The 11,969-nt window shown below is 52.6% G+C and carries 8 protein-coding genes; 1 reads left to right on the top strand and 7 read right to left on the bottom strand.

The window, feature by feature from the left end; all coding sequences use genetic code 11:
• Positions 1 to 52: 52 nt before the first annotated feature.
• From ACAN54_RS19470 to ACAN54_RS19445, 6 genes are all read right to left on the bottom strand, one after another.
• Positions 53 to 733 carry an alpha/beta hydrolase gene (locus ACAN54_RS19470; protein WP_379159019.1) on the bottom strand — a complete coding sequence of 227 codons (681 nt, stop codon included), beginning with the start codon at positions 731 to 733 and terminating at the stop codon, positions 53 to 55.
• A gap of 180 nt (positions 734 to 913) precedes the next feature.
• Positions 914 to 2,086: a sporulation protein YunB gene (yunB, locus tag ACAN54_RS19465; RefSeq protein ID WP_379159016.1), complete on the bottom strand. Its 1,173-nt coding sequence runs from the start codon at positions 2,084 to 2,086 to the stop codon at positions 914 to 916.
• 137 nt (positions 2,087 to 2,223) lie between these two features.
• Complete coding sequence (locus ACAN54_RS19460) at positions 2,224 to 2,835, bottom strand: TVP38/TMEM64 family protein (protein ID WP_379159013.1); 612 nt, start codon at positions 2,833 to 2,835, stop codon at positions 2,224 to 2,226.
• Positions 2,836 to 3,061: 226 nt separating this feature from the next.
• Positions 3,062 to 3,934, bottom strand: a complete 873-nt coding sequence (locus ACAN54_RS19455; RefSeq protein WP_379159010.1) for a glycine betaine ABC transporter substrate-binding protein — start codon at positions 3,932 to 3,934, stop codon at positions 3,062 to 3,064.
• 12 nt (positions 3,935 to 3,946) lie between these two features.
• Positions 3,947 to 4,780: an ABC transporter permease gene (locus tag ACAN54_RS19450; protein WP_379159007.1), complete on the bottom strand. Its 834-nt coding sequence runs from the start codon at positions 4,778 to 4,780 to the stop codon at positions 3,947 to 3,949.
• Complete coding sequence (locus ACAN54_RS19445; protein ID WP_379159004.1) at positions 4,777 to 5,976, bottom strand: quaternary amine ABC transporter ATP-binding protein; 1,200 nt, start codon at positions 5,974 to 5,976, stop codon at positions 4,777 to 4,779. Before ACAN54_RS19445 ends, ACAN54_RS19450 begins: the two co-directional genes overlap by 4 nt.
• 257 nt (positions 5,977 to 6,233) lie before the next feature.
• Here ACAN54_RS19445 and ACAN54_RS19440 point away from each other — a divergent pair, with 257 nt between their 5' ends.
• On the top strand, positions 6,234 to 6,791 hold the full coding sequence (locus ACAN54_RS19440) for a GbsR/MarR family transcriptional regulator (RefSeq protein ID WP_379159001.1): 558 nt from the start codon (positions 6,234 to 6,236) through the stop codon (positions 6,789 to 6,791).
• Between the two features lie 100 nt (positions 6,792 to 6,891).
• On the opposite strand, the gene ACAN54_RS19435 is transcribed toward ACAN54_RS19440, so the two are convergent.
• Positions 6,892 to 11,949 carry a carbohydrate binding domain-containing protein gene (locus ACAN54_RS19435; protein ID WP_379158998.1) on the bottom strand — a complete coding sequence of 1,686 codons (5,058 nt, stop codon included), beginning with the start codon at positions 11,947 to 11,949 and terminating at the stop codon, positions 6,892 to 6,894.
• Positions 11,950 to 11,969: the final 20 nt, after the last annotated feature.

Genomic DNA, 11,969 nt, shown 5'->3' with positions numbered 1-11,969 from the left:
AATTGAACAAAACCTCCTTCACGTTTGCCGTGAGGGAGGTTTTGTTATTTTACTATAGTACATTTTGTTCTCTGCCAGAGTCCTGCAGGAATTGCAGCACCTCATTCATCATTCGCCCGCTATCTCCGCAGTGGCACAGCATGTGGCCGCTTCGTTCCACCATTACTACCCGCTTGCTTGCAGAGGGGATGGTGCGGTGCAGATAGGCCGCGCTTTTTGCCCTTACCAGATGATCCCTGCCGCCCTGTACGATCAAGGTTGGGGTCTCAATCTGCGGATAAATCTCAAAGCTCTCTCGTACCAGACGCTGAAATTCCCTTGTGGCCTTCGCCGGGGTGGAGCCGAACTTGCTCAGGTAATTCCGGATCATGACCGGGCTGCCGAGGGTTCGCAGAATCTCGAGCAGATTCAGCGGAAATACAGGTGCTGACAACAGCGTAAGCGACTTGATCTGTTCCCGGTACTGTACAGACAGGTGAGAAGCAATAAGCGCTCCAGTAGAAAAGCCGATCAGATGTACCCCCTCGCCGTCATTCATCAAATCTTGCAGCTGGTCTTCAGCGCTCTGCCGCCAAGCCTGCCGGTCAGACTGAAGCAGGTCGTTCCGGCTCCCCCCATGTCCTTTTAGTGTAAAGGTTCGTGTCTGATATTGATGTTGATCCAGAAATTGCGCGAGCGGAGAGATTTCATATTCGCCTCCCGTGAAGCCGTGTATGAATAAGCAGCGTTCCATATGCACCCTCTTTTCGTCAGAGTTATTTATTCTTAGCCTGGTAAGCAGAATTCCCATGTTTACCCTATTTTAAGAAAAATAACCCTAAAACCTCCATCCGTCAAGATGGGCTCTGGGAAAGGGTGGGCCTCCATCGAGTATCTAATCTGCGTCAAAAGGCAGCAGGTATAAGCAGAGCACTCATGGACTGTCCGATGATCCGCCGCCAGCTGCATCTGTAGCATGACTGGCATTCGGTGTACTGGCATTCGGTGTACTGGAATTCGCAGAATCTTCAGTTCCGCCTGTAGAACTGTTATTGTCCGGATTGCCGCTGCTGCTGCTTGGCACTGACGGTCCTGTCTGGACTCCTCCTGGAGACGGAGCGGGGATGGCGATTCCAGGCGCGCTGCTGCCGTTCTCTCCGACAGGCTGACCCTGGTTATCGTAGTAATACATCGGGACATCGCCCACCACCATCAGATAGGAAACGGGGATTTCCGTATCCACCACCTGCGGTTCCACATCGAACGGGATAATGACTGCCACTTCTGTGACGATATGAATATAGACCTCCACCAGGATCATATTAATGCCTGCATCCTGCTGGCGGGTATTCAGCTCCACCTTGACCGCTCCTTGCGGTTCAATCTTGACCGGCACATTCGGACCGTAGGAAGCAATTAGTGAGCTTCCCAGTGCCTGGCCAAGCGGAATATGCTCCGTCTGATTGTGCAGCTCCTTCAAGGTGGTTTGTATCACCTCTGCCGCTTGTGAGGTAATGCGCATATGCTCCTTATAATTAAGCATGAAGCCTGATATTTTACCGTTCTTGTCCGTTTTCCAGTCAATCAGCGCTTCAGCATTTCCCTTATCAGCCACTTGCGATGATATCGCCTTATTGATCGATTCCGTGGCAATCTGCTTCACACGGATTTGTGCCAAATGAAGAATGGGTGGCCGCAGATGCTTTTCTACATAACGTAGGCTCTGCATGATCGACAGAATAAGTAGCAGACTGAAAATAATCCAAAATCGGCTCCGGTTATGTGGTTTCTGGCTCTGTCCCTTCGAGACATAGACCGTATTATTACTCTCAATCCGGTCCGGTAGTCGAAAAAAACCTCTGCGCTTCGGCTCTCCATGCCGTATCTTCTGTGCGGATAGCCGGTTGCCCGTTTTGGATGGTTTGGCCCTGAACGTAGGGCTCCGCCCCGCAAGTCTTGGCATTCCTTCCCTTGCCGGCCTGGCCTTGAATGCCGTGCTCCGTCCTGCGGCTCTCGGAATGCCGTCCCAGCTGAGCTTCGGAAGCCTCAGCCGCCGCAGACTTGGGACTCTTGCGCTTCGGCTCCCCCACTTTTTGATTCTGCCCATGTCCCTTTGTCCCTCCCGCTCTTCCGGAGGTCAAGCCGCCTCCGTTACTATAGGCTATTCGGGAAGGGTAAAAAAAAGAAGAATGTTCCCCCAGGTACCTCCCGGAAGAAACATTCCTCTTTATTTTGCCGCATTCGTTATTCCATCCGGCTCCGTTTATCCTCTTGAAGATGCCCCCAATGGCGGCGGATAAAGATGGCGAGAAGAACAACGACAAATACTCCGTACCAGGTCAAGAATCCGTTCCATTCCTCTCTAGGGACAACAAGAGTTGAACTAATCGTTCCAAAAAGCCAAATATAAGAAAGATTGCCGAGAACCGTGCCCCAGATAAAAGCCGGGACCTTAATCGGGGAGACCGCCGACATAAAGTTAATGATATTGCTGGGCACGACTGGAACTGTCCGCAGCAGCACCAGTGTCCAGATACCGTAGCGGTCCAGATATCGCTGCCACTTGTCATACCGCTTCAGCTTGGCGCGCCATTTGCGGTCGAACCAGTCGAAGAGAAACCGCCGGAAGAAGAAGTAGGAGAGGATTGCCCCCAAATTGCAGGCCAGCCAACTAATGATCATTCCTCCGATTACATTAAATACGGACACATGAAGGACAATCAGGATCGCCAGGGGGAAAAAACCGAACAGGCTCTGTAGTACCGCTAGTGGAATGGTGACGAACAGAATATACGGTCCGCTGAGTCCGAGTGATTGCAGCAGCCAATCGATCCAGGCATTAATGGTATCTGTCATGGAGCAGCCTCCTTTCTTGCATCCTTGGATCAGCGGGAAACCTTTTAAATCTTATATTTCCAAGAAAAACACCCCTTACGGGGTGTCTAATAAATGAATCTGCTTATTGCATGTATATGTAGGAACAGACTCTTTGCATACATATTACAAAATTGTAGCCTTATGTTCCATACATCATAGCATACATTTTTAGCCGCTGCAAAATACCGCAAATTTAAAAGATCAGTTATTCAATTCCGGTAATCCAGCCGTTTACTTGCTCCTCATGTTCCGAAACCCAGGCTTTTGCAGCGTCCTCTGGTGACATACCTCCCTGGATATCCACCATTACCTGTGCCATATCCTCCGCTGTCCACTGGAACTGATCCAGGAATTGGTAGACACCCGGCATATCATCCTTCAGGCCTTTACGGACCATCGTATGGATCTGCTCAGCTCCGCCATAGATGCCCTTCGGATCTTCCAGGTACTTCAGGTCCATATTGGCGAACATCCAGTGGGGCGTCCATGCGGTAACGACAATCGGCTGATTGTCCGCATAAGCCTTTTGCAGCTCCTGTGCCATCGCCGCCGAAGAACTCTCCAGCAGGGTATATTCGCTTAGTCCATAGGCATCCACTGCTTTTTGACTCGTAGTCATGATACCGGCACCGGGTTCAATTCCAATGATTTGGTTATTCAGCGACTTCGCCACATCGGCATTCTTCAGATCCTCGATAGACTGTATGTCCATATAGGCTGGAACGGCAAGCCCGGTTTTGGTACCCTCAAGATTCGGGCCCAAATCCTCGATATCCTTCCCGTATTTCTCTAGATAAGAGGCGTGCGTACCCGGCAGCCAGGCGGCTACCATACCATCAGCACTGCCGTCGGCAATCCCCGCCCACATCGGTCCGGCATCGACCTGTAGCATCTCCACTGTGGCTCCCAGTTTGGACTCCAGCACTTCTTTGACTACATTCGTGCTGGCGATTTCTGAATCCCAGGCCACATAGGCCAGTTTTACCTTTGGATTCCCCTTGGACGAATTGGACGAACAACCGGCGGCGACCGCCACCAGCAAGATCAGCATTAGTATACCCCATGTTTTTTTCTTCATATAAAAACACTCCTATCCGTTTTTAGGTTTTACCAGTTTTTGTGTCAGGCGGTCAAGCAGAATCGCGATAATAACGATAGCAATCCCTGCTTCAAAGCCTGCGCCGGTCTTGGCTTGCGACACGGCCCGGTATACGTAAGCGCCTACCCCCTGAGCCCCGATCATCGACGAGATCACGACCATCGACAGCGAGAGCATAATGGTCTGGTTAATGCCGGCCATAATCGTCGGCAGCGCAATCGGAAGCTGCAGCTTGAACAGCTTCTGGCCCGCCGTGGAGCCGAACGCATCTGCAGCTTCCACCAGTTCCGGGGAAACCTGACGGATGCCCAGATTGGTCAGACGGATGGTAGGCGGTATAGCAAAAATAATGGAAGCAATCACACCGGGAACTACCCCGAGTGAAAAGAAAGATACCGCAGGCAATAGATAGACAAATGCCGGCATGGTCTGCATAAAGTCCAGAACCGGAGTCACTGTATTCTGCACCCCGTTGCTCTGCGCACAGAGCACACCAAGCGGAACGCCGATCAGCACAGCCAGCGCCGAGGCTGTCAGTACAAGCGCAAGGGACTGCATGGATGGACCCCAAAGGCCGAGATTCTCAATCAGCAGCAGTCCTACAAGTGCAAAGAGTGCCATACGCCATTTGCCAATCCAATAGGCCAGAGCCGTAATGATCACAATTAGAACCAGGGCCGGAAGAATAGTGAGCGCAGTCTCGATGCCGTTCACCATTCCGCCTATAACCAAATGAATCAAATCAAACAAGGGACCCAGATAAGTGGTCAGCCAGTTCTCCAGCCATTCGACTGCTTTGCCCAGAGGCAACTTAGGAATATTCATCTGATTCCATCTCCTTCCGGAACCGCATTGCCTGCCAGAGCGGACAATACAGCCCCCTTGATAACAATGCCCTTGAGCTTGTTGCCCTCGTCAACGACTGCCACCGGCAGATGCGTCTCTGACATCAGTTCAAACAGATCGTTCAAGAGTGTATCCGGAGAGACACGCGGAATCTCCCGGCGCATCACCTCAAGGATGGATTTGTTCTCCTTGAGCGCCTGCGCTGCATCCTCCGCCGTAACTACACCCTGGAGCTTCATTTCTTTATCCGCCACATACAGGCTGGACACGCCGCTGTCCCGCATGAGTTGCAGCGCAACACGCGGACCGCGCTCCGGCCGGATCATTTCCGGCTGACGCATCACATGGGCTGCGGTCAGCACCTTGGACAAGTCGACATCCTCTACAAACCGTTCCACATATTTATTGGCAGGCTGGATCAGAATCTCTTCCGGCGTACCGATCTGCACAATCACCCCATCCTTCATCAAGGCGATGCGGTCGCCGATGCGCAGAGCCTCATCCAGATCATGCGTAATGAATATAATCGTCTTCTTCATCTTGGTCTGCAGCTCCAGCAGCTCTTGCTGCATATCCTTACGGATCAGCGGGTCCAGCGCACTGAAGGCTTCATCCATCAGCAGAATATCAGGATCATTCGCTAGCCCGCGTGCAAGACCCACCCGCTGCTGCATCCCTCCGCTGAGCTGATCGGGGCGGTGATGCTCCCAGCCTTTAAGGCCTACGAGCTCCAGAGCCTCCATGGCAAGCCGGGTTCTTTGCTGTTTCTCTACCCCCTGCACTTCAAGACCGTATTCAGCATTCGCCAGCACACTGCGGTGCGGGAACAATGCGAACTTCTGGAACACCATTCCGATATTCTTGCGGCGGAACTGGCGCAGTTGTTCAGGATTCATTTTGACAACATCCTTATCCTTAAAAAGGACCTGCCCTCCTGTAGGCTCGATCAAACGGTTCAATAACCGGACGAGCGTGGACTTACCGCTGCCCGACAATCCCATAATGACAAATATTTCTCCTTCTTCGATGCGGAAATCTGCCTTGTTGACACCAACCGTCAGCTTGGCTTCCTGGGCGATTTTCTCTTTAGACCATCCTTGTTCTAATAATGGAAGAGCCCGTCCCGCATCATGACCAAATACCTTGGTTAACTGTTTCACCTCAATAATTGCCATGGTGACCTCCTTCTTCCGGCTAGCTAATTTCGACTTGCTTCACTCGAACAAGTGTACCTGACATGTGAAAAGACACGCAAAGTTCATATACGCTTAAAATTTAGTGTACAGTTTTAACTTTACACACTTTATATAAAGAATACTCTGTTTAACGGCAAATTCCGTTCCGGATGAATTCTTTACTTATGGACAGGGATTTGATTACAATACACATTAGAGGTTTGCAGTCATTAGCCTACACCTCAGGAGGGACCATTATGAATGATTTAGAGGGGCTTGCACCCGAACAAGCGGAGAGAATCAGCAAAGCCAGGGAACGCGTGATTGATTCCATCGGCAAAAATATGGATTTGTACGGAATCACATTGTCCATTGGGCATTTATACGGTTATATGTACTTCAATCAGGGTCCCGTAACGCTGGACGAACTGAGCCGGACGATGGGAATGAGCAAAACCTCCATGAGTACAGGAGTACGCACCCTGCTGGATCTCAAGATGATCGACAAGGTATGGGGAAAAGGCACCCGTAAGGATCTGTTCGAGGTTGTGCCTGATTGGCATCAGAACTTCAGTGATTACTTCTCTATTAAATGGAGAAAAGCCGTCGAAGGAAACATGACCGCACTCGGCAAATCCCTGAACGAAATCCAACTTATGATAAGCGAATATACGGATGAACCCGCCATTGAGCAGCTGCTCCGTACCGATGAAGTGAAAATTGAAGAAGCGATTAAATACTACCGCTGGCTGCTGAAGCTGATCGAAGCACTCGAAACCGGCAAAATCTTTGACCTAATTCCTAAAGAATCCTAATGCACTCGATGAATTCATTTCGTACCCCAGCATACAAAACAGCCGAGACCCTGAATCACAGGATTTCGGCTGTTTGACGTTCATGGCATGCTAATTTCCCTTACGGAGTCTCTGCCAAACTTACATTATCTATGAAAATATGATTGCCTGCCTGAATCGCGCTGTTCGTGCCTTCACTGTTGCCTGCAATCAGACCCATGAGGAAGACCAGATGTGCTCCCGCATCCGTCCCACCATTCATAGTAAAGGTGTAGGTGTAAGTATTCATACTGCCCGTTAGGGCAACAGTTTGTGCCGGTAAATATTTCGTGTAATCCCCGCCTTTATGCTCTACAGCCACTTCAATCCAACGGTCAATATCGGACCGGGCGTCAAAAGTCAGCGTATATGTCTTGCCCTGCACCAGCTTCAAATTGGCATAATCCACCTGTGCACTGTAATTGGCTGTCCCGGTACCCGTCAGTGCCATGGATAGCTCTCCATTTAGCGCAGCGGCAGATCCTGTACCATCGAAATATTGCGTCCAGCCGGTGAGTCCTTTTGGCGCTTCGAAGGTTCCATTATCGAGCGTACCGCTGGCCGGTTCCACTGGTGCTCCGCCACCGCCTACCTCTGTAACCCTAATGTCGTCAAAAGAGAGCGTATGCGGCATGCCATTCGCCGTCTTGTCGTCTCCCATGGTCGCACCGATCAGGTAATTCAGCTTCAGCGGATTATTGTTTTCCACGGTAAATTGTGTGCTATACGTCGCCCAGGTGGCTGAAATCTCGAACTTCGCCTGTGCTGCTGCGGCAGAGGTACCGCTGTACTCTACAATAATCTGTCTCGGAACGGTCGATTTGGCTTTGAAGCTCAGCTCATAGGTCTTCCCCGCCTCAAGCGGAATGCCTTCCTGGAAAAACTGCGTATGCCAGGTGGCTGTTCCGGCAACGGCAATCCCTATCTCCGCCACACCCTCATTCACGTTAAAAGAAGATACCCCGCCTTCCCCCGACCAGGTAGACCACCCGGTTTTGCCGCTGGTAAATGAACCGTTCACGACCAGATTGTTGTCATTCGCCAAAATGGTTTGGGATACGGCAGCGCTGACATACCCTTCGGCTTCCACCGTAATGCTGTAGCTGCCTTCAGCCGGGAAGGCGGCTGCGTTTATCGTGATTGTGCCTGCTTCTACGGTGTACTGCCCTTCAGCAAGCGCAGTGCCGTTCACCTTCACTGTCTTGATGCTGTTACGCCAAGCTGCATTCTCGGTAAAAGTCAGCTCTATCGGCTGGGATACCCGATTATTCGTGCTGTCTCCGAGCAGCTCCTGCGGCTTGGCCGGCGCATTCTTGATCTCAAATTTCACATTGTCGATCACCAGCTCATGCGCCTGGGCAATACTCACACCATCTACCTTGCCCAGCAGGAATTTCAGTGACAGGGTATCGTTGACCCCTTGGCGGAATTCGAACCGGTAATGGGCCTTTTCCGGGGTAATCTTGACGATATGGGCAAAAGAAGGCTGGTACGAAGCATTCTCCGCATTGATGCTGATGCTGCGGGCAACACTTGAACTCGCATCGAATTCTATGACATAGTCCTGGCCACTGGCAACCTTCAGCCCATTCTGGAACAACATCACTGAATAGGCCTGGTTACCAGTATTGGCAATACTAAAAGTTGCCGCCCCGTTCGTAACCGCAGCGGTACTCGCTCCGCCCTGCTCTGTCAGCAGCCGCTCCCAGCTGTTAAATCCAAAGCTGAAGTCCCCGTTCACCAGCGGATAATACACCAGCGAAGGATCATAGTAGAAGCTGGTCCGCACCAGCAGGAAGTTATCCAATTGAACGGTGCCTCCGGCTCCGCCGAGATGGAGTACAAATTGCCCCAATATGTCGGTAGCTCCGGCCAAATCAGGGAATGTAGCCTCCACCTGCTGTGATCCGGTCTGTAGCAGGATCTTCTCTGAAGCATAGACGCTACCGTCCCTGCCTTGCAGCTCAATTACCGCTGTACGCGGGGAAGGCACATTCACGTCAAAGGTGAGCTTATAATCCTGACCCTGTACCAGGAATATCCCTTTCTGCAGCAGACGGACATCGGAGTCTCCGCTGCCAGAGCCGCTGATCTGCAGGTTTAACCGGCCTGCATCATCCACCTTCGGGCTGACCGCCGCCCCTCCGGCGGCTTCGGTATGCCAGTAGCTTAGCCGGTTTGGCTCACCCAGATCAAAGGTGCCGTTGTACAGATGGTTGCCGCTGCCCAGCGGTGTTTTGGCACTGTCATGGTCGAATGGGATGCTGTCGATCTCTTCCAGCCGCGCATTGCCGAGCCACACCGGTGAAGCATTTGTGCCCAAGTTGAACTCTACCCTGGCGGCAATGTCTGAGCTCTCTTTCATCTGAAACATAGTTTCGAAATGCTTCAGCGATGAAGTCAGCTCGGCCTTGAGCGATGGTGAGTACGCCTGATATCCACGGGATTCACCGCCCGTCAGCCGGGCACTGATATTCCGCGAAGCATCCGTCTTAGCATCGAAGCTAAGCTTGTAGTATCTCCCTTTGGCCAGCGGAACAATGGCCTGCGGCTGAATGGAATATGAATTACCGCCAGGGCTGCTGATATTCACCTTGAGGTAATTCTGCCCGCCAATGGGTTCAAGCGACACCGCCGCATCCGCTCCAGCTTCCTTATATAGCACCCAATGTGCTGTATTCGGAATGCCCATGCCGGCATCGCCTTCCCTTTGCTCGGTAAAACCGTTGTTGTGAATCAGGTTGCCATCCGCAAGCGGTGGCAGTGAACCTTCAAGATAAGGCTCTTTCGTAAGGGTTACAGGTGCTGGTTCGCGGTAAGGCCGGCCTGTCAGCTCATAGACTCTGACATAATCGATTTCCATCGATTGCGGAAACACGGTCTCCGCCGTCGGGTTGCCGTCAAAATTACCGCCTACCGCAAGGTTCATCAGCAGATGGAACTCCTGGTTGAACGGCGCTGGGTAAGCGTTATTGGCTGGCTGGCCGCTGCTTAGGCTGTACCAGTCATTTTTGGTCGAATACAGCACACCATCCACATACCAGCGGATTTCCCCCGGCTCCCATTCGATGGAATAGGTATGGAATTGTTCGATTGTTGAGTTACCCGGCAGCACATATTCCTTGCCTGAATAGACGTTGTCCGGCCACTGGGCACCGTAATGGATCGTACCGGCAACCGTACCCGGACGGCTGCCCCAGCTCTCCATAATATCGATTTCTCCGGAGGCTGCCCAGGAACCGTAGACGTAATTCTCCGGCAACATCCAGATCGCAGGCCAAAAGCCTTTGCCTGCAGGCGCTTTGGCCCGGATTTCGAATTTTCCGTATTTTTTGCTGAACAAACCCTTGGTTTTGATCCGGGAGGAGGTGTATTCCTTGCCGCCCTGTGCTTCTTTACGAGCGGTAATGATCAGCTTCCCATCCGCTTCCTGCACATTTTTCGCCTCATTGGTATACCATTCCAGCTCATTGTTGCCCCAGCCCGGATTGCCGACTGCCGTGCCGTCTCCCAGGTCATAGGTCCACTTCGCCGGGTCTATGGTATTGTCATTGAACTCGTCATTCCACACCAGCGTCCACGGATCAGCCGAAGGAGTCGGGGTAGGCGTTGCGGTCGGTGTGGCTGTTGCGACCGGCGTTGCCGTGGCAGCCGGCGTTGCCGTTGCGGCCGGCGTTGTCGTTGCGGCCGGCGTTGCTGTGGCGCTCGGTGCAGCCGTGGCTGGCGCGGCAACGCCGGATGAACCGGCTGGTGCCTGCGGCACAGCTGGCGTTACGGCGACTGCACCGCTGGTGCCTCGCTTCAGCGGAACGCCACCGACAGTGACACCTTCGGCGTTGTTCAGGATAGCGCCGAAGCTGCCGCTGCCCTGAAAGGCAGTCCCCTTGGCAGTCACAGCAAGCAACAACTCTGCGATCCGGGCATCATCTGCCAGCATAACCTGGCTCGGACTGCCCAGAGTCAGCTTGGATACCTTGCCGGAAAGCGTAAGGCTAAGGCCACCTGTAGCAGATGCGGCTGAGGTGACCGCGGTGAAGCTTCCTTTTAGCATTGCAGCCTTTACACCAGCGGAGATTTCCACCTCTGTGAAGCCCGCTCCTGTCAGTCCGCTCTCCTCAAGCACAGCTCCTGAATTCAGCTGAACCGTTCCAACCGAAGTGGTTCCGCTGGCATATATGCGGACTGTCCCATCAGGCTTGGCAACCTGAATTCTGCCTAGCTCACTGTTCTGGAGGCCCACACTATGCTCACCTCCACCGCGGATATAAGTTGTGCCCGTCACTTTTACCCCTTCAAGCAGTGCATTGCCTTCACCGATTCCCTCCGTCAGATAGAGGTTGCCTTCAATCACGGTATCTTTCAGTGTGATGCCAGCCTTACTCAGTACCATATTTCCTTGCACCTTTCCAAGTGTGACTTCTCCTTCAGAGCGCAGCAGTCCTGGAACCATCCGATCTGCAATGACAGCGAGCTCTGCACGGGATATTCTTCCCTCCGGTTTGAACAAGCGGCCTGGATAGCCCTGAATATATCCCCCAGCCGAGAGTGCCGATATTGCTTCCCTTACTTCGCTGTCCACCACGGTCAAGTCGCTGTAAGCCGTTTCGCCTCCCGCTTCCAGCTCAAAAATCCTCTGCAGTGCTACGGCCGCCTCTGCACGCGTCAATGGAGCCGTAGGAGCCAGGCGGTTGCCTTGGCCCACGCTCAAATAGCCTGCGGCTAAGGCTTTGGCCATATCGCTCTTGAACCATGCAGATGCAGGCACATCGGCAGGGAGGACAGTAGCCTCCGCGCTGTAGTTAAACATGCGGTTGATCATCACGGCGAATTCCGCCTTTGTCACCGGAGCATTCGGCCGGAAAGTACTATCTCCATACCCGCTGATAATTCCGTTCTCACTCCAGCGCTGTACCGCACGGGCTGCCCAGCTACCCGCCGGCACATCAGTAAACGCTTTCAATTTGCCGTAGCCGGATGAATTCCCCGCTGTTGTTGTTACGCTGTTTGTCTGTAAAGCTGATTCATTCATTGCCGCATGCCCGGAAGCAGCCTCTGCATAACTCCCGCTGCTGCCCAGCGGTGACAAAAGCCCTGAGATCAGTGTCATGGCAGCAAGCAGACCGGATACCTTTTTCTTCATCCTGTTCATTCCTCCTCGAA

The sequence above is a fragment of the Paenibacillus diazotrophicus genome, from assembly GCF_042610465.1.
This window is presented reverse-complemented; position numbering and strand designations above follow the sequence as displayed.

Coding starts and splice junctions, on each gene's coding strand:
- ACAN54_RS19470 (WP_379159019.1), bottom strand. CDS start 733: ATGGAACGCTGCTTATTCATACACGGCTTCACGGGAGGCGAATATGAA.
- ACAN54_RS19440 (WP_379159001.1), top strand. CDS start 6,234: ATGAATGATTTAGAGGGGCTTGCACCCGAACAAGCGGAGAGAATCAGC.
- ACAN54_RS19450 (WP_379159007.1), bottom strand. CDS start 4,780: ATGAATATTCCTAAGTTGCCTCTGGGCAAAGCAGTCGAATGGCTGGAG.
- yunB (WP_379159016.1), bottom strand. CDS start 2,086: ATGGGCAGAATCAAAAAGTGGGGGAGCCGAAGCGCAAGAGTCCCAAGT.
- ACAN54_RS19445 (WP_379159004.1), bottom strand. CDS start 5,976: ATGGCAATTATTGAGGTGAAACAGTTAACCAAGGTATTTGGTCATGAT.
- ACAN54_RS19455 (WP_379159010.1), bottom strand. CDS start 3,934: ATGAAGAAAAAAACATGGGGTATACTAATGCTGATCTTGCTGGTGGCG.
- ACAN54_RS19435 (WP_379158998.1), bottom strand. CDS start 11,949: ATGAAGAAAAAGGTATCCGGTCTGCTTGCTGCCATGACACTGATCTCA.
- ACAN54_RS19460 (WP_379159013.1), bottom strand. CDS start 2,835: ATGACAGATACCATTAATGCCTGGATCGATTGGCTGCTGCAATCACTC.